Source organism: Pseudomonas chlororaphis (genome assembly GCA_001023535.1).
Classification (GTDB): domain Bacteria; phylum Pseudomonadota; class Gammaproteobacteria; order Pseudomonadales; family Pseudomonadaceae; genus Aquipseudomonas; species Aquipseudomonas chlororaphis_E.
This window is the reverse complement of sequence record CP011020.1, coordinates 5,615,335-5,637,477: the sequence shown is the minus strand read 5'-3', so window position 1 is coordinate 5,637,477 and position 22,143 is coordinate 5,615,335. Positions and strand designations below refer to the sequence as shown.

The following is a 22,143-nucleotide window of genomic DNA, read 5'->3' as shown; positions in this document are numbered from 1 at the left end:
CCTCACAGTCGGGTGAGCTCGACGCAGGTAAGGAGTACGAGCCCTAATATGCCGATGCGTTTGACGCGGAGTCGATCTGGTGGTCGTTGTCGGTAGCGCCGAAGCAAATCCCACCAGAGCGCAAAGAGGACACCGTAGAGCAGGGCACGCCAGCACTGTAGATAGGGCCGTGCGGATTCGAATGCCTGCTGCCAGGTCTCGAAGCTACTCAGCGCAGTGCTACCGAGCCAGGCGACCAGTGTGGCGGTCAGGATCATCACCGCGGCAATCACCAGATTCGAAAGCAATGTGAATAGGAATGAGCGATTCATGACTTACTTGCGCCTGGCGTCGGCATCATTGAGTCGGCTCGGCTCGGGGTCACCTTGCTCCACGGTACGGGAGGCATCGGCACCGCCGGCATGCCGATCGAGCACCAGGCTCGCGGTATTGGTGGCGAGCATCTGCCGGACCTGTAGTTCGGTCTGCAACAGGCGAATTTCGCGCTCCAGTACCTCGATGTTTTTCGTCAAGGCAGTTTGGGCCGGCTCGGCGGAGGCGATGTTCGGTTCGTGACTGCCCGCCAGCAGCGTGCGCAGCAACAGGAGCGCCTTGTCGAGTACACTGGACAAGGCCGTCTCACTGGCCAGACGCCGTGCCAACAGATCTTGGTCGGGGTCATCCCGCAGGGCTTCGATCACACCGCGAGTTACCGGCAGCATTGGGCTGGAAGCTTTAGCCAGATTGTCTGGAGTAGTAGACAGTGAGCCGGACAGCAGCCCCTGCAAGGCCTTGAGGCGTTCGCTGTAGGCCTCCTGAATCAGCGGCGTCAATCCGCTGCCAGCGGTAGCGCGCAGGGTTTCGCAGCTGTCACAGGTCGCGACTTCACTTTCACCCAACACGCGAACGGCCCATTCGGATTCCTCCTGTGGCGACACCCACGTCTGGCAAATGGCTCCTCCCAAACAATCGGTGCTACTGATCAACGTACTGTCATCCACCGTCCGGTTATGCAGCAGGTTGTAGCCCGCGCGAACTACGTCGGAGGTCACTCGAATGGGTGTTTGCCCATTCCCACCAGCCTTAGAACCACCAACCCAGGAGACTCCATTATTGCCGTTACGGGCCTCGGTATTTTTCACCGCAGCCACCGCATCACCGCCGGTTTGCTCCAGATTGCCCTGCATCTCTTGGTTCTTGGCCAGCGCGCCCCAACCGGCTTGACCGACCTTGTCCGCCATCTTTTCGGCCATGGCCTGGCAGGTCAGTTTGGAGCGGTCGAAGTCGATGCGGCCTTGCATCACCCCATTACTCAGCAACTCATAGAGGCCGGGATTGGCGCGCTGGATGATCAACGCTGGTAGTGACATCACCGCTTGGGTCGCGTTCTGCACAATGCTGCCCATGATCTGCTGAAAGCCTTCGGTAGCGCCGTTCAGCTGGTTTTGCAGGGTGTTGGTGAGGCTCATGTTTCCGCACATCATGTTTGCTCGCCAGGACCCGCCGACGCCGAGACCGCTGGGCCGGTAGAGCGAGCTCGGTGAGCCCACTGCGGAGCCGCCACCGATGGTGTACATCACTCGATCGTCGAGTACTCCGCCTTGAGTGCCCAGGCGGTAATCGTCCTCGGCGGCGTGGGCATGAGCAGCCATGAAAAGCAGTTCACAGAGCAACAGACCTATCACGCCCAACCAGGGCCGTGCGAGAAGCTGGCTCATGAAGCACCTCCTTCGAAGTCGATGCTGAACAGAAAGGTCTGGCCCTCTCGTTTGCAGCAGCTATAGGGACGCCACAGTGACCAGGCGTAGCCGCCGTCCGCGCTCTGTACCGGATCGCTGGGGAAGATGGCGCAGGTGGGTTGAACCTGGGGATAGAGCAGTTGCCATTTGTGAGTCGATGCGTCGTTTTCAACGATCGGGCCGGGTGGCCAGTAGCCGTCGCGTGGTATGGGTAGGAGCGGTAAGTACGCATGCGGCTGTCCGTTGCGGGTAATCACATCGCCCGCCCGTTGCGCCATCACCGCTGAAGCTTTGAAGTCATCGGCCTGTACCAGGAAGCCCTGACGGGGATAGACGTTCCCCCACATGTTCCCCAGCGCCTGACGGCCGACTTCGCGGATTCCCGGTATGAGGGATTCGGGGTAGAAGTTTTCCGGGATGCCATGGCGCCAGGCCAGGGAGTCCAGGGTGCTCAGGTAGTAGGGCAGGAAAGCGAAGGCACCACTGGCGCAGGCGTAGCCGGACTGCGAAGCCAGTTGCGTTGCAGCCCAGCCACCTGGGTGACCGATGCCGTCAACGTTCTTGAAGCGCGCCAGATTGTCGCGATGGGTGTTCGGCGTGATCAGGTTGCCGCCACCTTCCGCACCGCTGATGGGAGCGGATAGGGTGGTCATTTCGGTCCAGGGATTATTGCCTGTGGTGGCGTAGCTTGAGACCACCAGCTCAGGAATGAAATGACGTACCTTGGGTGAGGTTTTGACTGTACAACCGAAAGGCGTGCAGAGAAGCCAGAAACAAATGCCAACGACCCGGTATTCGAGGCAATTTGGCGAAAGCACGGAGGTCGTGATGCTGCTGGTGTCCAGCGCCACGCTCGGCCCACACGCCAGCAGTACGCTAAGTGCCAATGGTCGTAGCTTCTGGGGCGTATCTGATGGGCATACGACAGGCATGATCCAGGCTCTTTGGGGCTAATGGCCTGGACACGTTCAATGATTGAACGTACACCGTCAGTGGTAAAACTGAAGCTGGTGTCGTCGGTTTACAAGGATTTATAGGACGATGAAAGAGCTACTCAATGTCCAGCACGCGGCGAAGGGCGTCAGATTCGATGAGTAGCTGATCTGCGGTGATCTCAAAAATATTGGCGAGTTTGCACAAGACCAATAGCGACGGGTTACCTACCCCTCGTTCGATTTGACTGACATAGGTACGATCCACCTCGGCCATGAGCGCCAGTTGCTCTTGGGTAAGGTTCCTCACACTCCGTATCAAGCGGATGTTCTCCGCCAGTTGCAGGCGAAGCTGTTCGTAGTCTTGAGTCATGCGCGCAAATTGCGCTTTGAGGGACTCTCAATCCACGGGATATAGTCTACATTGGTATTGTTCTACGCCATTTGATGCTCGCGCCCGTTATTGAGCGTTCATTTGGCGCCGTTAAGATTTTCGAGGCTCGGGCTCTACGTTTAACCATAAATCAGAATTTAGGGTGTGTATGGACGAAAACTACATTTCAATTCCTGCGGCAGATGGTTGCCCAGGTCTTCTGACGCCTTGGGGCAATGAGTTTGGCCCAATGATCGAACGTGGTGTGCAATGCGCCCAAGCATGGCTCGATGCGGCCGGCGAGATTCCACTGTGGTGGGAGCTGGCGCAAATACGAAAAACCCTTCCTGTCGGTGACTGCCAGGATGCTTTTGAAGCCGGATTTCTGTTAAGAATTCAACAGCGGCTTCGAGGCGCATCGTAATAATCTATCGTTCGCTTTAGAGCGCAATCCGAATGGATTTTTCTACGCGGGCTCTATTCCTCGCGCTCTATCGATCCGCTCAGCTACCTGATACGCCGCTTCCAACTCCGAGCAGCCGTTGCTCTGCATCAGCCTCCAGCGCTCGGCTTTCTCCTCGGGCTCGGTCATGGCCAGAGCGAGATAAAGGCTGGGCGGCACGGCCCTAAACAGCGTTTCAAGCTTTTTCGAGAGTACGACCCCTTCGGTGTATTTCCCAGGCTCCTTGCTAGCGGAGAGCAACAAGGCTTTTTGCGCCGGTGTGAGCTTCTTGAAGCGAGCAATCTCCTCAATTTCCGCAGGTGGCATGTTCAAACAAATCCACCATTCGATCATGTTGAGCATGGTCTGGGCGGCAGTGGGAAAGTCGGCAAGGTTTTGCGTCGCCAACCAGAACCAAGCACCGAGCTTGCGCCACATCTTCGTTCCCTTGACAACGAATGGCGCCAACAACGGGTTCTTGGTGATGATATGACCCTCGTCGGTGACCATGATGATCGGCCGACCCAGGTACTGATCGCGCTCGGCCAGGTTGTTCACAGTGTTCATCAGACTGATGTAGCTGATGGACATCTGGGCCTCGTAGCCTTCGCGAGCGTAAGTGGCGAGATCGACAATGGTCACATCGCTTTCGGGCCAAGGCGTGCCTTCGCGATCGAACAGTTCACCCTCGAAACCCTGGCAAAATAGGTCGATGGACTCTCCCATTTCCTGGGCACGCTCACGACGTTTCTCCGGCAAGTGCGCGTCGGCGGCGACGCGCAGCAACGCGTCGCGCACGTCGCGGGTCAATACCTGGCGACCCGATGCGACACAGGTCTGTGCCGCATCGAGAATGCACTCGCGGATTAGACTGCGATCGGCTCGACTCAGGCGCGCCTCTTCCTTGGCCTCGCCGCCGGTGATCATCAGGCGGGCGGTGATTTCCAGTTCGCCGAGAACATCGCGCTGGTCTTCGCGACTGGCTACTGCCTCATCGTCCCACTCATCGATCGACAGGCTTGCTACTTGGTCCGGTTGCTCGACCAGGCGCCAGGCATCGGCGAACGGGGCGAGACTGACCAAGGCGCCAGGTTTCAATTGGACCTTGTTCACCGACAGGCCCTGTGTCGCGAAGTAGTCTCCCTGCAAGCCGAATGAGTTGCCGGCTTCGACGATAAACAGGCGAGGGCGGTACACCGCCATGACTTGCATCAGTAGGGTGACGAGGGTGGTCGACTTACCAGCGCCGGTGGGGCCGAATAACAGCAGATGGCCGTTCATGGCCCTGTCCAGACGAGACAACGGATCAAAGCTCAACGGCGAGCCGCCACGATTGAACAGGGTGACGCCCGGGTGGCCGGTGCCAGTGCTGCGACCCCAGACCGGAATGAGGTTCGCTAGGTGCTGCGCGAACATTAAACGCGTGTACCAGTTGCGTGTGTCGCGGGTCGGGTTAAAAGCCATCGGCAACCAACGCAGATAGCTGTTGCAGGCGGCAACTTCGTCGCCTTCGCGTACCGGCTGTAGCCCCGCACCCAGCAGTGCGTTGGCCAAGCTGACCGAGCGCAGGTGCAGTTGCTGCTCATCGTGACCGCGCACGTAAAACGCCAGCGTGCCACGGTACAGCTTATGCTGGCGGCCGATGATCGCGCGGGCCTCTTCAACATCCTGACGGGTCTGGGTCGAGGCCAGGTTTTCACCGATGGCTTTACGAGCCAATCGGTTTAGCTGGTCCTCAAGCACATCCTGCGGTTTGACCACCAAGGTCAGACTCATCACCGTACCGTCGGGTAACTGGTCGAACAGCGCATTCATCGCGTCGCCCTTGCGGATTTCCCCGGTGAGTTGACCAATCAAGGGGGCCCGGCGCAGTTTGTCCACCACCATGACCCGGTGGGGTTGATCGTCGAAAAACCAGAGTCCGCGCTGCACATCCGAACGTGGCTCACTGAAAAAGAGCCGTTCGGCGAAGTCGTGATCGAAAGGTAGTTCCAGTGACTCGCCGTCGCTTGGCTCCGGATAGGCTACGCGGCGGTAGAACTCCTCGGGTGCTTCATCGGTGAGCCTGGGAGCCGGGTTGAACCAGGGCACTAACCAGGCATACAGACCTCGGCCATCGACTCTCGTCGATTGCACCCCGCATGCTTGCAGCGACGCACCAATTCGTTCGCAAGCCTGTTGCAGGGATTGCGCCGGTGTAAGTCCCATTTCCTCAGCGTCAGACTCAAGCCAGCGATAGACCACCAAACGCACCCGCCGATTGTTACCGCGCCAAGGTAGGCGCGTCACCACTTGGTCTTCAAACAAACCGCCAGGCTTGGCGATGGCCTTCAGATGACGGCGGCTGTGCTCCAAATACGCCTCGGTGAAGAGGGTGCCTTGCGCGCTGTGCTGAATATACTCGGTAAGCCGGGTCAGGTATGGACTGAAGTCGTTGTCGTCCTGGCAGAAAAACTGCACCACCCAGGGAGCCTGATCCAACTCGTCAAAACTGTCCTGCAATGCGTCCTCGAGGGCGTCGCGGGCGGCCATCAGCCAATCGGGTTCGCGCCCTTCGGTGCCGATCGGCAGCAACTCAAACACCGCGCCCACCGAACGATTGTCATCGAGCAGAAAACACTGCTCGGTGTCGAGGTACTCGACCCACGGCAGGTGATCGGTGAAGCTGGGATTGTGAGCATACAGTGCTGCTTCATCGGCCAAGGTGGCGCGCGGGCGCAATGGATGGCGCCAGGCTTTCCACGCGGCGGTGCGGTTCGAATCGCCGGTACGCACTACAGGTCTTCCTGACGTTCACCAGGTAATGCGTACTGCACGCGTTGGTAGAACGGAAAGACGGTCGAGTAACCGGGGACTGGTGCCTGCTCGGTACCACTCAAGTGCGGATACACGTACAGCACCAGATCGGGATTGGGTAGGCGAGGGAATAGGTTGCGGATCTCGTTCGCTGCGGTGCGAGTGTATGGTTCCTCGGGGGAAGCGGAGAACTCTGTATGAGCCAACGGGCGACATAGCTGTTGCCGGGCATCCAGCAATTGCTGCTGAGTGCCTTGCGAACCGGTGCCGTTCCAGATGTCCAGCATGGTTTGCTCGCCATGAGGCAGCAATGTGTCCTTGTCGCTGGAACACCCTGCCAGGAGCAGGCAGAGCACACTAATCGAGGTCAGACAGAGAAGCTTGGTCTTTTGCATGGCGAACGCTCCGGCCCTTGGGCTCGTAGTCGATGGTGATCTCATGTTCGAGGTGCAGCGCGACCTGTGCGGCCGGTGGCACGTACACGGCAGCAAAGGCTTCGCCATACAGCTTGTTGACCCACTCACGGATGTCGCTGACCCCACTGCTGAGAACTGAATTCAGCGCGCTGTTGCCACTGCTGCTGGTGACTCCGAGTGCACTGCCGCCCGAGCTGATCACGCTGCTGCTGTTCTGTTCCTTGTCGAGCAGAGCGGCGACACCCGCGCCGGCCGCGGTGATCAGACTCTGGCTGCCGAGGTACTGTTGGGCGTTCGAGCGGCGCTCGCCGGCAATGCACGGAATTCCGTACGGGTCGGATAGATAACCAAGTCCACCGCGAATTTTGTCCGTGTTTGTACTCTGGGTGGTGGAGGCGTTGCGACTGGTTACCGCCTTCGGTTGAGGCACTGTGCGGATGGTGCCATCAGTAAACACAAAGGTAATTGATTCGACCTGACCGCGTACGCAGGACAGGGTCCAATCTCCGGACGCCGTGCCACTCATCACGGCACCCGCGACGTCCGGCAGGTCGATGCCGTTGGCCGTCAGGTTCTCCGGACCGACCAGTACCTTGAAGGGATAGGGATCATTCACGGTGCCGTCCACTGGGATTCTGCCAATCAGCGCGGTCATGGCGACTGAGCCCATCAGCGTGGCGTTTTCAGGAATGGTGTAGACCGGCTTCGTGCCTTCAGTACGGTCAACGGATCGCGTCAGGTCACGCTCACCCTGAGTGGCGGCTTGCAGCTGTTTCTGGCTGCGATCAACCGCATTATCTTTAAAGCCTTCCAGTGAGTTGAAGGCGGTAGGCAGACTCAGTGCGGAGGCGGTCCTGGTTGTGCCTCGGGCGCCTGTAGGCGGAGCATCCGAGGGTTCAATCCACTGCAGCGCATCACTAGCAGAATGCTGCTCTTCGAACTGAGCACCGTCGCCAGGCTCAAGCCCTAATCCGATTGGCATATCCTTGCCATTGCCGGTCAGCCCCGACATCTGCTCCTGCAATTGCGTGAGCAAACCGCGAGCCTGACGACTGTCTTGTTCCGCTTTGACTCGTGCCTCGTTGGCTTGCCGGCGACCCTCGTCGAGCTGCTGGGTCACGCTGCCAAGCGCCGACTGGATACGCGAGTCGACGCTGTTTTCCCGCTCGCGCAGACGGTTGTTTTCCGTCACCAGCGAATCGTTGTGTTTCTTCAGACCGAGCATGTCGCTGCGCATGGCCTTCACCTGTCCGACCAGGGTGGCGACCGTGTCGCGTGGGGTATCACCAGCAATGCCCAAGGATTTGGCTTGCTCGGCGGATAACTGAATACTGCTCTGGTCAACTGGGCTCGCTGGCGAGGCCGTGCTGCCACCCGCGACCCAGCTTTTCAGGATGATAAACACCACGGCCAGCAGCGCAGCCGGCACCAGCCATTTGAGCAAGGCGTTAGCCTTCATCGTCAGCACCTCGCGCGGCGGACGGGAGCGGCACGGCATGTTCGAGGCCGGCACCGCGGGTGATGAGGTAGGCAATCGTGGTGTCTTCAGCACTGCTCACAGGTCCGAGGAAAGCATGTTGAAAGGCTGCGGCGAACAACGTGGCCTGAAGCCGACGTGGGTCGAGCTGCACCGTCGCTGAACCACGATTTCGCAACTTCACCGCCGTCACCCAGTAATCACCGAGTCGCCAGGCGGCGATGGGGGTGCTGGACACGTTTTCGGTCGGCAACAAGGTAGGCAGGTCGGTGCGCAGCTTGAGGGGGACGCGGTGTACGCCGGGCAGGGACTCCACGGTGCGCAGGGGCGCGTACAGGCTTTGCGCGGCGTAGCGCGTCAAGGAGACCGGGATCGGTGTACGTTCTGGGGCAGGGACGGTGCTGGTTTCAGTCTCGGTAGCTTGCACTTGAGCATTCTTGAGAATACGCACGGGCTCCAGCGGTTGATCGCCAGGCGTGGCCGCGATATCCAGCAGGATGATCTCGCCTGTCGCGACCGACTGTAGTTGCAGTCGGGTCGGTGCAATGGTTTCCGACGCGCGCAGGTACAACGTACCGCCGGTTGATTGCACGCGCAGCTTGCCCGTCAGATTTGAGGGCACACCAACGCGAACAGCCTCATCGACAAAGACCACCCGCTCTTGATTGATCACCAGTGGAACTGCGAGGGGAAGGCGTTCCCAGTGCATTAGCTCGACGGCCTGTGTTGCAACTCCCCAGAGTGCCAATGCGACAGTGAGTCCCAGGGTAGAAAACCGCTTCATGGCTCACCTCCAGGCAGGGAAATTTTTTGCGGGGTGCCCTGATAACAGTCCAGTGCCAATCCCCACTTGTTGCGTTCGGGGTCCAGATCAAAGCGCACCACGCGTAATGGATAACGCACCACCACCCGTTTCACCGGTTCGGCGGCGTAATACTCATCGGCGTTGAGGTCGAGCTTTACCAACCAGCTGTCGCGGTCGAGTTGCTTGACCCTCAGTTCCGGATCTTCGCTGTAGCCTCGACCGAGGATTTCGTAGACGCCACGTACTCGCTGGCGCAGTTCTCCGGCGGCCTTGCGGTACTCGTAGTCGCCGTCGAGAAAGGCCTTGCAGGCGGGTGTCAGATAGGACTGCAAGCCGTAGATAGCGCGACGATAATCCTGCTCGCCATCAGAGGGCCAACGGTTGAGTTGGCCAAAGATGTACAGGGCAAAGGCATAGACATTCTCTGAGGGGATATCCCACCACTTGCGCGTGCTGCCCGAGCGCAAATCCGGTGGTACATGCACGGTCAGATCGGTCGGTGCCGAGCGCCAGCCATACCAGAGTCCGGCACAGAGCAGGGCCAGGATCACCACCGCCAGACGCAGACTGAAGATATGGGCCTGCTGGGCATCGACCTTGTTTCGAAATCGACTCATCGCTGCCACCGAGACAGGGCAGGGCGCAGTCGACGCGAACGACGGACCGTCCAGGCGCCGGAATGGAGAATCAAACTGCCGCGCCTCAGGTGCCAGCGGCTGGCCAACACCCATTCGAGCTTACGGTACAACCAAGTCTCTGGGCGGGCCCGTTTGGCCCGACGTAGTAGTGTGCCACCGGCCAATAACACCACCGCCATACTTGCGATCATGCTGGTCGGCGCCACTGCAATGGAGGCAGTAGCAATCGCCAGCGGTACACCCAGGACCAGGCCGATGAGTGCGCCAGCACCGAGTGCTATCCACATCTCATCATTGGTCAAGCCGCGCAGCACGGCGGGATCACGATTGAGTCGCTCCGGCAGAAAAACCAAGGTGCCGTCGGCAAGACGTTCGATAGTGTCGTTCATGCCAACCTCACAAGATCGCCGCGGCTTTGGTCAGGAACCAGATGATGATCACCACCAGCAGGGCGCCGATGCCAACCACCGCGCCGAGGTCTTTCCAGGTCTTGCGCTGGTTCTGAACGTCGGCATACACGGTCAGCGAGTGCCAGGCCACACCCAAGAAAGCGAGCAGGGCGATCAGCAAGCCGAGCAGGATGCCGCCGTCGTAGGCGTAGTTTTTGATCGTGTCGATCAGGCCAGAGCCTTCGCCACGGGAAGGGGCTTCCATGGTGGGGAGCTCGGCAAAAGCCAGGCTCGAACCGAGTACCAACAGCAAACCGATCAGTCGCTGGCTGGCGCGATCACACAGGTTATTTTTCAGCGGAGCAAGGCACTTGAACATGATAGCGATCTCCTGGTTTAGGAAAGGGTGAAGAACATCAAAACCAACAAGGCGAGCAGCACGCGTACAGCGCTGCCTCCAAACGCGCCAAAGCGGACGCTACCTGCTACCCAACCTCGGTATGCCGTCCACATCACCCACGCACACCAGAGCAATGCGAGAACGAGAACCAGGGACAGCCAGAGCGTCGAACTGCTATGCGCAGAAAAACCGGAGGCGTTTTGGAAGGCTGCGGTTTGAGCGTCTGTCATGCTCATGGCGATGGCTCCTGAGGAGGAGAGTCGAGACGGTAATCGCCGGTTAGATCACTGGGGTCGTGAGGTTGAGCACGGGAGGGGGATAGATAGCCCCTCACACCGAGACGAATTCGCTGGATGTCTTGAGTCAGGCGAGGGTAGTCAAAACGGTAGCGCGCGCCTGATTCTGGAGCTTCGTAACGTGATGCCTGTTGCGTCAATATTTCGAGAGTATCGAGCTGTTGGAGGAGTAAATGGAGCTTCTGCTCCTGTTCACTGCCAGCAGAGCTAGCGCCGTAAGCTACGATTAAACTAAATACAAAAAAACGCACGGGAAAGATGGGCATCATAGTTCTCTCAACGTTGATATGGCATTAAGATTAACGAGAAAGGAATGAGTGTCAGTACATAATTCGAACAGGGTGTAATCGTTTTTTTAATGATTTCTGGAGTTGTGGATGTTGGGCGAAATTAAAGAGAAGGTCGGGGCTGAAGTCGTTAATTGTCTCATGGGGCGCACGGATGAAGAGATACTAAAATTTTTTAGGTTCGCAGCGGGCTTTGCAAGGAAGTACGCTATAAGTTATGAGCTTGAAGGCCCGATGTACTTGGTGCTGGATAATAGTATTGTTCAGTCTTTTAAGCATAGGGTGAAGGATTCTAATCGTAATCTGCAAGCGTTGTCCTATGTCACTTTTACTAGGTTTGTAACAGGTTGGAGTGATCGTGAGACATATCTTGCTGTTACGCCGGCAGCCCTCTACGAGCACATGGGGCGTCGAGGCGGGATTACTAATGAAGAAGTGTTAGGTGCACTTGAGGAGTTGCAGAAGTATTTTGTTAATACTGGCTTGCGTATATCGTGGGTCGGGTTTAATTCGATGGAAGAGCTGGTAGGGAGGCTTGCAGCAATACATGCTGATGATATTTACCTGACGAATTATTTTCGGGAAATTGAGGCGCGAGATTGGAGAACGGATCTCAAGGCTCCTTTTGGCGTGAAAATTCCACTAGGCATTGCGTATCGCGAGATACCCGATAACTTGCCATTGAAGTATTTCAGTCCTTGGTATGTGAAGTTTGTTTTGGCAAGTCGAATTGAGCGTTCAATTATTCGAGACTCTCAGCATGATCCCGACGCGCGTCCGATTGGAAGCGGTGAATTGTCTGACGCTTTAGCTGATCTTAACGAGTTCAACAGAAAAGGAGCACTGTCAGGATTAGGTGATATTGATATGTTACAGATATGCGATGGGTCGAGGCAGTATCGAGATAGGGCTGGCTTTGTTTTAGTGGGACAGACATTCGACCGTGATCTGGATGAGGTACTTAGATATCGGCATTCTTACGTCGAAAGCAAGGGCGTTGAATTCGGGACTCCGCATGCAGAGCAGCAGGTAAAGGATATGGTCAATTTTATGTTTTCACGACCATTTGCTGAGCATGAAAAACGTGCTGACTGGATTCGGCCTAGGTTGAAGGATTTTGTAGATGTGATTGCCGATGGTTGCCGGTATGCAGTCAGAAAATGATAGAGGTGCTGGGGTAGTTGGTGAGGTTTTAGATGGTATTAAATATATTTCTTAAATGCCGCTGCAGTGATTGCTGTTGCCACTCCAAGTATCGCGGCACACGGTAAAAAGATAGTTAGAGGATTGAGCGGAAAGGGCAGGGAGAGATAGATTAGCCACGGTGCGACAAGCAATGGAGTTACGGCTCGTTTAGCCCGGTGATAAACAAAACTGCTTTCCCTGCCCGCACCGAACTTTCGCAGGTCCCGACGCGTCAACCCATCGACAAAACCGGTGATCATGGCCAGCATAAACAGCGGTGTCGCCAACCCAAGAATCATTAACCGTACTACGAAAGTGAAGGCGACATACACCGCCGCCAGAACAAAATCCTCAATGTCGACGTAAAGTTGATTGAGCCAGCCCCAGTAGCCGTTACCCTGGCTCGATACGCGCGCCTGCTGAGCAAAATCCGCAAAACCAGTCTTGACCAGCAACCACTCATTGAGAAAGCCCAGCCAATTGGCGATTGTTTGCCCGGGTTGCTGGATGATGAGTGACAATCTGAAATGCTCGCTTAGCCAGCCCAGCTCGCTGTTCAGCATGGCTTGGCTGTGACGCCAACCTTGATCCCCCCAGAACAGCAGCAGCCCCGCGAACTCAATCAGAATTGAGAGTAGCAACGACGCTATCAGCACTCCAATTACCCGTAGGACGAGCCTGATCGCCGATACGATCAATCCTGGACGTTGGATAGGCTGTAGAGCGTTTTGCGTAGAGGCTGTCATCGTTATCCCATTGCATCGTGCCGACGGTGTCATGACGCTTTCTGAATGTTCCTAGCCGAAACCTGGACCATTGATGAGACTTACCCCACCTGATCCAGATTGAAGTCAACGGTTGGGCCACCGCCGCTCGTACTCCACCATTCGCCCGCTTGCTGGTTGTAAGTCGCCCGCATTCGCTGAGTGAGCTCTTGCAGGTCCTTGGGCATGGCATCGTCGTTGGAGGTTTTAGGTAATGGCATCCGCACCTTCCATAACTGCCCCCCGGCCTGGAAGGAGAACATTTGCCCCTTGGGCAGGCTGACAATATGAGCAGGTTCGATCAGCGGCACGCTGGTGCTGTTGACGCGATCCTGCGAGGACGAGGTGAAGTCCGTATTAGCCTCTGGGTCGGAAGTGTCGGTGGCCCCCGACACCAGGGTCTTGGTCAGCACATTGACCTTGGGCAACTGTTGGGTAAGCAGCTCAGCGGTAGCCGTCTCACGGACGCGAAGCATCTGTAGGGTGTTGAAGTTGCCTATGACCTGGCCGGCCTTGGCTCGGTTACCAATACGCGCTTCGATATCACTCAGAGTCTGGGTATAGGCCGTCACCTGGATGCCAGCGCCACCGCCTTTGTTGATCAGCGGAATGAACTCATCGCCCATCAGCTCGTTGAACTCATCGGCGTGTAGGTTGATGGGGAGTTTTTCTGTGCTGCTACTCTCTGTGGGTAGTCCCTGATCAATGCCATGTTTGTAGATGTGCCCGGCGACCGAAACCAGGTCGGCGAACATGGAGTTGCCCACCGCAGCGGCTACCTCCGCGTCGGTCAACGCATCCAGACCGACATAGACAATGCCGCGTTTTCGAATGATCTGCATCCAGTCGAAGATCGGCCGCGGGTCGTCCAGGTCGGTGTAGTTGGGGGCCAGTAGTTGAGCGGTTTTGCCGGTGGTGAGTTTCTCCAGCAGTGGCAGTAGCGAGGCGACGATCTTGTCGAAATAGGTCCGGTCGTAACGTACTGCCGAACGCAACCCATCCAATACCGGATCGAATACGCGTTTCGCCGCCAAGTATTGCTCGATGGCGACCACGCGTTTTTCGCGCCCGACCATATGCCGAGGCGTGTTTTTCTCGTTGAGTTTGCCTTCGATCTGGACGATGACTTCCCAGGCTTTCGCGTCGGTCTTAGCGAAGAACTGCTGGGCATATTCAACGAACAGCGCGTCGATGTTGACCACATGCCGTTGGATCTGTAGATAGTCCGGACGCCGACCCAGCTCGATCAGGGCTCTTGCGATAATGTTGACGAAGCGCCAGGCGAACTCGCGAAAAGCGGCGGAGTTGCCTTCGCCGCTGAGCTGCCCAGCGATGCGCGACGCTACCTCCGATATACGTCCAAAACGTCCCACGGCGTTGTATCGGGCCGAGATCTCTGGCCAACCCAGATGGAACACGTAAAACTCTTTCTCACGACCAGCCCGTCGCGCTTCGACATACATGCGTTTGAGCAGGTCGGCATCGCCCTTGGGGTCGAATACGATCACTACCTCGTGCTCGGCGCGGTGAATATCCTGGGTGATGTACACCTCAGCCAGTCGCGTCTTGCCAACACGGGTGGTGCCCAGTACCAGGGTATGGCCAACTCGTTCGCTCAGGGGAAGGCTGACCTCCATCTCGTTTGGTTCGACACCATGCAGCAACGGTGAGCCACCTACCGGTGGCAAGGGGCGTACGGGATTGAAAATACTGTCCCAGGCCGTAACGCGCCCCATGATCGAGAGTGGGAACGGCGCATGCTCCAGACGACGCTCCAGGCCTCGTGCCAGGCGATAGCCAGTAGGTGGATCGACATAACAGGCGACGGCTGGATCCTGGGCCTCGACCAGACGTTGTGTGTGCAGGCGAGTCCAGCGAAACCCGCGCCCCATGAACAGATGTTTGCGGCTGACTGGAATCTGTCGACTGGTCAGTTCATAACGAGGTAACCGACGGATGTTGCGGCGATAGCGCAGCACATCCCAGGCCTGGCGAAATCGCACGAGCCCGAACAGCGTGTAAGCCAGCGCCGTGACTCTGCCGATTTCAGGTGACAGGGCCACGGCCCAAGGCGAAAACACGCACAACAGCGCGGCCGCGATACAGATCGCTACGGTATAAAGCTCCACTGCCGGCCGAAGCTTGGATTCCATCGCATGGTCGGCCATGGCTTAGGCTCACTGTTCCAGCGAGGTAGCAGTAATCAAGACGGGGTAGTGATCGATCTGCAAGCGGGCGGCGATGTCGTTGCCGTTGACCGGCAGAATGGTGATGCCAGGAGCTGCTGCTCGGATCCGTGACAGGGCATTGGTATCGGCGACTTCCACGGCCAGGCCAGCCGCCTCAATCGCTTTTAACTCACCAGCACGTTGGCGTAGCCAATCCAGCGAACGAGGGTCGTCGCCCACTAGAAAGAACGGCTTTAAACCGGGCATTTTCAGCTGTCGAGATATGACTTTACCTGGACTCAGCTGAGAGCTTTTGACCGGCAATATCCACGCCTCATCGGGCGGTATGGACAGGTCTGCATAAATGGCCCGATGGGATGAAAGCCCCTTATTCGACTGAGGAGAATCCTTTGCAATGGCCAGTTGCGCGCAAGCGAAAGGTGCCAGGAACAAGATTGAGCAACAGGTGAGGGTAATTCGTTTCATGGAGATATGACCTGATTGAAGGAAAACAGTACCCGTTGGAGTTGGCGAGAAAAACTGGCGCGATAGCGAGCAGCAGGCGGGCCTCCCGCTGGGCGGTGGTAGCGTCCGGCAGCCAGTACCCAATCACCGGTGGCGGCGTGATGTTCACGCAGCAGCGCGGCGGTCACGGCGAGATTTCGGTAAGGATCGAGGGCTTCGCAGGGGCTGGAAAAGCGTTGCCCGTGATAACCCAGGTTGGTTTGTCCGAGTCCAACATCGACCCGCTTGGCGCCGTGGTGGGCGAGCGCCTGAACCAAGGCTTGGCACGCCGCTTGGCGAGTGACGAAGCGATAAGGTGTTCCGGCGATATTCAGTGTCCAAGGCCAGGGCAACAGCCGACCTCGCACGCGAATACCACTCTCCTGCAAGGTGATGGCGAAAAGAACAGCAGGAGGAATGTCTGCACCGTGCGCCGCCAGTTGATAGGCCGGCGGCGGCAGTTCGTTCGCATGAACCGTCAGTGCCATGAGCGTGAGTAACAAACTGCTCAGTTGAGACGTTGCCATTGTCCATTCACCTGTTGGAACGTGACAGGGAATGGGCCTGAAGCCCCCAAACTGAGCCAGTGACCACGGTCATGATTCAGGGTGATCTGCCGGCGCTGTACTCGAACCGGGTCGATGCCCGCCTGCCGTGCCCAGGTGCGGATGCGTTCATCGTCGCCTTGGCTGCCCACCAGGTAGATATCGAAAGCGGCGTCACTGTTTTGCAGACGCTGCGCTTCGACGACACATGGCTGGCAATGATCTTTCACGAACAACGCTGGGCGGGGCGCTACTGGGGAGTTGGCAGGGGAGGCGGACGCCATGCCCTGGATCGGCAGCAGTCCGGGAAACAGCTTGGCCCATGCGGCGGTATAAGCGTTCTGATAGGCCAGCTCGCGTTCGGCGCGTTTGGCCTCCAACGCGACCTGTAATTCGGCATAGCGCTGACGCTCCTGATCGGACTCGGCTTCGACCCCGAGAGCCGTCAATGGATCGAGAGTTGGACTCCAGAAACCGCGCGGGCCAGCTTGGATCTGCTCGAAGCGTGACCACTCTTGCTCGGACAATCCCCAGGTCGCAGCCTGAGTCGAACGGAGGCGCTCCAATGGGATGGTTTGAGTGTCTTGGGGCTGCGAATGGATCGCAGCGGTATCTCCCTGCGCAGCGCTAACGGCAACTATTGATACGAGACAGAGGACGGTCGGGAGCACTTTGTTCATGCAGACCTCTTAAGGAACCTGAACGGTTTGGTCTGGATGTCCGCTCACCGCAAAAATGACCGAGGTTGGTTCCAATGCTTTCAGGCGCCAGGTGCTGATTTGTTCGCCGCTATGCAGCAGTCGAACATCCGCGAGAGTACGGCTGTCATGCGGGGTGACCGCCAAGAAACGTTCGCCGCCGCGGGACTCAACACCCGACACTGAAAAGGGAGGCGAGAGTGGGACGGACTTGGGGAGAACGGTGTTTTTCGGTTTGGCTGTGGACGGTGGCGCTGGTGGTGATGGCTTGGAGCTGAGGTCCAGGAGCTTCTGCTCCACTTGTTCCAGGCGTGCCCGTAACGCAGTCATGTCAGCCTCGGTAGCCCGGGTTGCCAGACCGTCGCGCAATTCCTGAATTTCTTGTGCCCACTGGTCCAGCATCGGGTCGAGGACACTGGCTTGTTGCTCGCCGGTATCGACCATCTGCCTCAGGTCTTTCACCGCGTAATGCAGTTTTTCCTGCGTATCCTTGAGGGCGTTTGAGTCACGTTGCAGGGTGTCCAAGGTCTGTTGGTGTTGGATGCTGCTGTCCTGCAATTTCGTCATGCTCTGAGCCTGGTTATATAGACCACCGCTCAGCCCAGCGACCGCCAGGCACAGTCCCCCAACGATCAGGGTTTGAAACGTTGAGGCTTTCATGGGCGCGTCTCCAGCTGGGGGGACGGAGAAGAGGCGATCGGTACAGTTCGGGTCTCGGCTTTTTGTGGTTCGAAGCAGACTGAGCGATTGATATCGTCGACTGTGAGTTGCCAAGCCGGACCGGCCAGCACTTGCAGTGCGCTGCGCAACGGGATCGGTCCAAGGCGATAGTGTGCTGCTGGTAATGGACGGCTGAAGAGCACCTTCACTGGCGGGGCATCAGGACAGAGCGAATAGCCCGAGCGCAACAACACATAGTGCAGCGCATCCTGGACCGATGGACTCAGGTTTGACGGGATGCTGATGTCGATGATCTGGGCAAGCAGGTCTCGTTGTTCCCTAGTGGGCGCGGTGCTCACTAGCGTATAGCGGCCATAGCGAAGGTCCGCCTGATGACTGCCTTCGCCAGTATCCTTTTTGGATTGGCTCCGGCTCATCTCATTGTCGGGTGGTGGATGGGACGGCGATGTACTTGGAGCTTGCGCAGTGCACGCGCTCAGTGCGCCTAGCAGACAGACCAGCGTGAAAAAACGGGCCATGGAAAAGATTCCTCATGTCAGATTCAGTGCAGAACCTGACATGAGGGGAAGCGTGATTCAGTGAGAAATGCGATTCAGGGGGGCTCCGTATTAATGCGGCACATCGCATGGTTATTCGTCGAAAACCGCGAGCCCGGGCAAGACGGCCGCGTAGGGATCGAAGATCAATATCCGCACATCCGCCAGCGCCGCCAGGTACAACACATGGACCAAGGCTCCCGGGGTGCCGGCATCGAGTTGTTCTTGTTTGAGTGACAAGTAGGAGCGACCGTCGATTTTCAACAGCTGTTCATCCGTCCAAGGGGTGCCGATCAGCTTGCACCCGATGCCGTCGCAGTCCGGCAATTTGAACAGCTCGAAAAACAGACTCGTTGGCTTGGGCATTGCGTTGTACACCCGCTCCTGCAGGTAAGACATCGCCTCTGCGGGAAGATGGCTAGTGCTGATCTCCCAGGACCGACTGTAGTGCCCCGTTTCGAAGCTCAAGTGATGAATCACAGTTTGTGCTTCTTCCAGAGAATACAGATCACCGACATGGCGCCTCTGGTTGAGCCTTTCACCCATTACCGCGTAGACGACTTGGCGGACCAGTCCAGTGGTCTGGCAGCATTCATCTAACTCATTTGGAATGGATTGGCCTTCGCTGATCAAGGCGAAATCATCATTGAACAAACAGCGGGACAGTTGTAGTTCATCGTCGGACAGATGGGCTTGCGAGTGGTGCAAGGAGCGAAAGCAGGGCGGACAGTATTCGTCATAGGTGATTTGCAGTAGCCGCTCGATATCCAGGCTATGGTAGCCACGCATAAAAGGATTTGAATCTACCAGCGGAACTGAGTCTTGATGGATAGGGTTCATAGGAAGCTCTCCAGGCTAACAATGAACAAGGCACCCGAGAGTGCCTGTAAGCGTTAAAGCCAACCGTATTCGGCAAAGGACAGCGGACGGCCTTCGCCAACGATGAAGTGGTCCAGTACACGCACTTCGATCAGCGCCAAAGCTTCCTTCAACCTAACGGTCAGGATGCGGTCTGCCTGGCTGGGTTCGGTGCAACCAGAAGGGTGGTTGTGAACAAAAATAGCGCCTGCGGCGTTATGAGCCATGGAGCGTTTAACGACCTGGCGAGGGTATACGCTGGCACCGTCGATGCTGCCGTGAAAAAGAATTTCGAACGCAAGCACTCGATGTTTGGCATCGAGGAAGATCACGCCGAAGACTTCATGCTCCTGTTGAGTCAGTTGCAGTTTCAGGAATGAGGCCACGGTCTCAGGAGAAGTCAGACCTGGGCCGCGGGTGAACAATCGACGATCCAGAATATGCAGCGCTTCATCGATCACGCGATTCTCGTGTGCGAGCCGATCAGCTTCAGGATCGGTGGTTTCAATCAGTGTGAGTTGATTACTCATGGGGTGCCTCCGAGTTGGATCGGCAGGGGCACACACCCCAGGGGAGTGGTATCCCCTGGCTGGGTATGAAGTGGTTGTGAGCAGGTGTCGAGCCGTTTACAACCGAGTGAATTGGTGGCGCTGACCGTGCAGAGGAGAAGCGCAGCCATCGCAGGGCTGCGAGGAAAATCCGTTTATTCCCCAGCCGGCCTCGGAATCGAAGTCGGCACTGACGGGTATCAGTCGAGCCAATCCAGGTGGAAGAGCGGCGATGCGTTGAGCGATTTGATCCGCTGTTTGATAAAGCGAAAGCGTGCTGTAGTCCTCATAAGCCGCAGCGCACACGCATTCGTCGCAAAGCCAGAAGGATTCCATAAGATGGCTCCCATGTCGGTTAAAAAAAGGCGCCCGAAGGAGCGCCTTGATGACGGGCTTTACGAACCATTCAAGCGGACCGAACGGTTTGAGTAGAGACACGGCGAGCCGGGCGTGACGAAGGTTTAACTTCGGGTTCGTTCTCTTCACCTTCGGCATCAGACGATGCAGGAGGAGGTTCATGGGTAGGCGCTTGCTCAGCAGGTGCTGTTGCTTCCTGCCTGGCAGGCGCTTTGTACTCGAGCATGCCGTTGACCTTGATCCAGTCGATGAACAGCAGACGACCCTTCAGGCTGGCGCCTGGTTGGCCTTGTTTGACGCCTTTCTCGTAGAGAAACGGATCAATCCACAGATCGCCGATACGAAACGACAGCAACACCTTTTTCTCGGCATTGACGGCGTCCATGTAGAGGCGAATCAAGCGTTCAGCTTCGCCCCCAGCGACCTTGCAATCGAAGCGAGTGTATTCCACCGCATCGGCCGCACCGTGCAGAGCTGCAATATCGCAGGCCATGAACGGCTGTCCGCGGCGAACCTGTACTTCACGCACACGGTTGAGGTAGCCAATGCCGGCGGTATGTAGATTGAAGTAAGTCACTTCTTGAGGTTGGTTGGCGTGGGCCATGATGGTTCTCCTGTTACAAGGAAAAACGGCGGCGCACGATCCCTGACGGGAAAGTGAACCCCGTCAGGGTGGGTAAGGTGAGGATCAGCAATGAGCTGCCCGCCATCGGTATTGATGAGGGACAGGACGATGCTCTGGGTGAATAGCGATACAGCAGAGGGATGTCTGTGGCAAAAATCCGCAGGCGGGGGAGTGGGCATTCATCACCGCTGGAGCGGTAACCGTGCGAGCTTCCGGATGCTAATCGCACTTGGGTAAACCACCACGAACGTGGCGTAGCCTTGAAGGTTCAAGCTACCTGGGCTGGGCTGTCAACGACAGCGAACCACGCCCTTTGTATAAGCCTGTCACAGGGGAGCGTCAAGACGCTGCAACCCGAATTTTTAGGGCCGGAATACTGTGGCGGTCACTGGAATGAAAAAAATGAAGAGTGGGCCCGGCGTGCGGCCAGGCGAAGAAGAGAAAAGCCACCTTTGGCCGTCTCACACAGCGGACAAGCCCCTCGCAAAGCTTGATTAAACCGCGTCACGACTCGCCAACCGACCCTTGTCGTGGCCTGGGTCGGAAATTGCTGGCACGCATCCGCGCACAAAGGGTGCCCAGTGTTTCCCCGGTGGGCCCCGGGACTGAATACAATCGCCGAGGCGGATGACCGTTGTTGCCTGGTAGAAGCAACAACGGTCATCCGCCTCAGCAATCAGGTCGAGCACAAGTCAGGAATGCAATTCCGGAGAAGAGAAAAGGCTCCGAACTCTAAGAGTCCGACCGAGCTACCCGGAGCGAGTCGGTCTTGGGTCGCCGTTGGCGATGATCCTGAGGTACTACAGCAAAGGGGGCGGGGCGACGTCAAGGCCAAGGCAGAGCGTCCACCTCAGGGTTTCCATATCGAACTCCAGCGAATGATGAGCTTACTTGCTGCCCAGATGAGCGGCCAATTGTTCGACAGTCGTCAGGATAAAGGCGCGGTCGCTTTCCTCCAGTCCACTCAGTAGGCCCGCAATCATCTGGCCTTGGTCATTGGGACGATTGCTCGACTCCGTCAGCAGTTCATCCATACGGCAGTCAAAAATATCCGCCAGCTGCATCAGCTTGACCACGGAAAGCTCCACCACACCCCGTTCCAGGCGCGAGATGGCTTCGCTGCCGATCCCTAAGCGTTCAGCCACCTCTTCCTGGGTCAGATTACGCTCGGTGCGGTGCTTCGCGATCATGCGCCCGATTTGGGCTTGGGTTGGATGTTTATGTGCCAAGTGATGAGTTCTCCGGTTCAACCCGAATGGTTGAGCAAAGACCCGTTGACATGAACATCCTTAAAGGTTGAGTATCGACTTGTTAGGTTGTAATGATGACTGAAATTGCATTGCATCGCGATGTGGTTTCTATTCCTCGGCATCAGAGCCCAGGGTGGTCAGTGAGAGATGATTGGTCTAACAGGGCCGCATTGAGGGATGGTTGAGCATGGAAGAGTCGAGCAAGGACGTCACGGATTTGATTTGGGATCGAACACTGGAGTTGTTCATCAAGATCCATGATTGTCCTGATAACCCCGAACACTTGGACAGTCTTGTCCATTGGCTCAACGAAGATCCTGCACACCTGAAAGCGTTCAATGAATTGGGACAGATATGGATTTCGACGGGCATCGCCTTGGCCCGTGAAATCGGACAACCGCTAATTGACCTGGAGAGGGATCAGTCTCCGTTAATGACACACTGATCGGTACATT

The 22,143-nt window shown here is 57.2% G+C and carries 25 protein-coding genes; 4 read left to right on the top strand and 21 right to left on the bottom strand.

Annotation, left to right across the window (positions count from 1 at the left end):
- Positions 1–2 precede the first annotated feature (2 nt).
- The 12 genes from VM99_24585 to VM99_24530 form a co-directional block, all read right to left on the bottom strand.
- On the bottom strand, positions 3–311 hold the full coding sequence (locus VM99_24585; protein ID AKK01084.1) for a hypothetical protein: 309 nt from the start codon (positions 309–311) through the stop codon (positions 3–5).
- 3 nt (positions 312–314) lie between these two features.
- Positions 315–1,697: a conjugal transfer protein gene (locus tag VM99_24580; GenBank protein AKK01083.1), complete on the bottom strand. Its 1,383-nt coding sequence runs from the start codon at positions 1,695–1,697 to the stop codon at positions 315–317.
- Positions 1,694–2,650 carry a conjugal transfer protein gene (locus VM99_24575; protein ID AKK01082.1) on the bottom strand — a complete coding sequence of 319 codons (957 nt, stop codon included), beginning with the start codon at positions 2,648–2,650 and terminating at the stop codon, positions 1,694–1,696. The genes VM99_24580 and VM99_24575 overlap by 4 nt, the downstream gene beginning before the upstream one ends.
- 118 nt (positions 2,651–2,768) lie before the next feature.
- Positions 2,769–3,023, bottom strand: coding sequence for a DNA-binding protein (locus tag VM99_24570; GenBank protein AKK01081.1), 255 nt, complete (start codon positions 3,021–3,023; stop codon positions 2,769–2,771).
- A 466-nt stretch (positions 3,024–3,489) separates the two neighbouring features.
- Complete coding sequence (locus tag VM99_24565) at positions 3,490–6,240, bottom strand: conjugal transfer protein (protein AKK01080.1); 2,751 nt, start codon at positions 6,238–6,240, stop codon at positions 3,490–3,492.
- A complete protein-coding gene (locus VM99_24560; GenBank protein AKK01079.1) occupies positions 6,240–6,656 on the bottom strand; it encodes a conjugal transfer protein in 417 nt (138 codons plus the stop codon). Before VM99_24560 ends, VM99_24565 begins: the two co-directional genes overlap by 1 nt.
- Positions 6,619–8,136: a conjugal transfer protein gene (locus VM99_24555; protein ID AKK01078.1), complete on the bottom strand. Its 1,518-nt coding sequence runs from the start codon at positions 8,134–8,136 to the stop codon at positions 6,619–6,621. The genes VM99_24560 and VM99_24555 overlap by 38 nt, the downstream gene beginning before the upstream one ends.
- Complete coding sequence (locus VM99_24550) at positions 8,126–8,938, bottom strand: conjugal transfer protein (protein AKK01077.1); 813 nt, start codon at positions 8,936–8,938, stop codon at positions 8,126–8,128. Before VM99_24550 ends, VM99_24555 begins: the two co-directional genes overlap by 11 nt.
- Positions 8,935–9,576: a hypothetical protein gene (locus tag VM99_24545; protein ID AKK01076.1), complete on the bottom strand. Its 642-nt coding sequence runs from the start codon at positions 9,574–9,576 to the stop codon at positions 8,935–8,937. The genes VM99_24550 and VM99_24545 overlap by 4 nt, the downstream gene beginning before the upstream one ends.
- Positions 9,573–9,986 (bottom strand): conjugal transfer protein, encoded by a 414-nt coding sequence (locus VM99_24540; protein AKK01075.1) that lies wholly within the window; start codon positions 9,984–9,986, stop codon positions 9,573–9,575. Before VM99_24540 ends, VM99_24545 begins: the two co-directional genes overlap by 4 nt.
- A gap of 7 nt (positions 9,987–9,993) precedes the next feature.
- Entirely contained in the window at positions 9,994–10,365 is a 372-nt protein-coding gene (locus VM99_24535) for a conjugal transfer protein (GenBank protein ID AKK01074.1), read from the bottom strand.
- A 17-nt stretch (positions 10,366–10,382) separates the two neighbouring features.
- Complete coding sequence (locus tag VM99_24530) at positions 10,383–10,622, bottom strand: conjugal transfer protein (protein ID AKK01073.1); 240 nt, start codon at positions 10,620–10,622, stop codon at positions 10,383–10,385.
- Positions 10,623–11,059: 437 nt separating this feature from the next.
- On the opposite strand from VM99_24530, the gene VM99_24525 reads away from it, so the two are divergent.
- Positions 11,060–12,133, top strand: a complete 1,074-nt coding sequence (locus tag VM99_24525) for a hypothetical protein (protein ID AKK01072.1) — start codon at positions 11,060–11,062, stop codon at positions 12,131–12,133.
- 38 nt (positions 12,134–12,171) lie between these two features.
- Here VM99_24525 and VM99_24520 read toward each other — a convergent pair whose 3' ends face one another.
- The 3 genes from VM99_24520 to VM99_24510 all read right to left on the bottom strand — a co-directional run bounded on the left by VM99_24520 (position 12,172) and on the right by VM99_24510 (position 15,572).
- Positions 12,172–12,900: a membrane protein gene (locus tag VM99_24520; GenBank protein ID AKK01071.1), complete on the bottom strand. Its 729-nt coding sequence runs from the start codon at positions 12,898–12,900 to the stop codon at positions 12,172–12,174.
- 80 nt (positions 12,901–12,980) lie between these two features.
- On the bottom strand, positions 12,981–15,086 hold the full coding sequence (locus tag VM99_24515) for a conjugal transfer protein TraG (GenBank protein ID AKK01070.1): 2,106 nt from the start codon (positions 15,084–15,086) through the stop codon (positions 12,981–12,983).
- Positions 15,087–15,095: 9 nt separating this feature from the next.
- Positions 15,096–15,572, bottom strand: coding sequence for a conjugal transfer protein (locus VM99_24510; protein AKK01069.1), 477 nt, complete (start codon positions 15,570–15,572; stop codon positions 15,096–15,098).
- A 35-nt stretch (positions 15,573–15,607) separates the two neighbouring features.
- Between VM99_24510 and VM99_24505 the strand changes: the two genes are divergently transcribed.
- Complete coding sequence (locus VM99_24505) at positions 15,608–16,090, top strand: hypothetical protein (GenBank protein AKK01068.1); 483 nt, start codon at positions 15,608–15,610, stop codon at positions 16,088–16,090.
- Between the two features lie 8 nt (positions 16,091–16,098).
- Here the strand turns inward: VM99_24505 and VM99_24500 are convergent, their stop codons facing one another.
- The 5 genes from VM99_24500 to VM99_24480 form a co-directional block, all read right to left on the bottom strand.
- On the bottom strand, positions 16,099–16,815 hold the full coding sequence (locus tag VM99_24500) for a conserved protein, ly exported (GenBank protein AKK01067.1): 717 nt from the start codon (positions 16,813–16,815) through the stop codon (positions 16,099–16,101).
- Between the two features lie 9 nt (positions 16,816–16,824).
- Positions 16,825–17,493, bottom strand: coding sequence for a chemotaxis protein (locus VM99_24495; GenBank protein ID AKK01066.1), 669 nt, complete (start codon positions 17,491–17,493; stop codon positions 16,825–16,827).
- Positions 17,494–18,143: 650 nt separating this feature from the next.
- Positions 18,144–18,890: an ABC transporter substrate-binding protein gene (locus VM99_24490; GenBank protein AKK01065.1), complete on the bottom strand. Its 747-nt coding sequence runs from the start codon at positions 18,888–18,890 to the stop codon at positions 18,144–18,146.
- Positions 18,891–18,943: 53 nt separating this feature from the next.
- Entirely contained in the window at positions 18,944–19,438 is a 495-nt protein-coding gene (locus VM99_24485; protein ID AKK01064.1) for a DNA repair protein RadC, read from the bottom strand.
- A gap of 96 nt (positions 19,439–19,534) precedes the next feature.
- Positions 19,535–19,792 (bottom strand): hypothetical protein, encoded by a 258-nt coding sequence (locus tag VM99_24480; GenBank protein AKK01858.1) that lies wholly within the window; start codon positions 19,790–19,792, stop codon positions 19,535–19,537.
- Positions 19,793–19,973: 181 nt separating this feature from the next.
- Here VM99_24480 and VM99_24475 point away from each other — a divergent pair, with 181 nt between their 5' ends.
- Positions 19,974–20,375, top strand: coding sequence for a hypothetical protein (locus VM99_24475; protein ID AKK01063.1), 402 nt, complete (start codon positions 19,974–19,976; stop codon positions 20,373–20,375).
- A gap of 950 nt (positions 20,376–21,325) precedes the next feature.
- On the opposite strand, the gene VM99_24470 is transcribed toward VM99_24475, so the two are convergent.
- Positions 21,326–21,667: an XRE family transcriptional regulator gene (locus VM99_24470; GenBank protein AKK01062.1), complete on the bottom strand. Its 342-nt coding sequence runs from the start codon at positions 21,665–21,667 to the stop codon at positions 21,326–21,328.
- A gap of 208 nt (positions 21,668–21,875) precedes the next feature.
- On the opposite strand from VM99_24470, the gene VM99_24465 reads away from it, so the two are divergent.
- On the top strand, positions 21,876–22,133 hold the full coding sequence (locus VM99_24465; protein ID AKK01061.1) for a hypothetical protein: 258 nt from the start codon (positions 21,876–21,878) through the stop codon (positions 22,131–22,133).
- Positions 22,134–22,143: the final 10 nt, after the last annotated feature.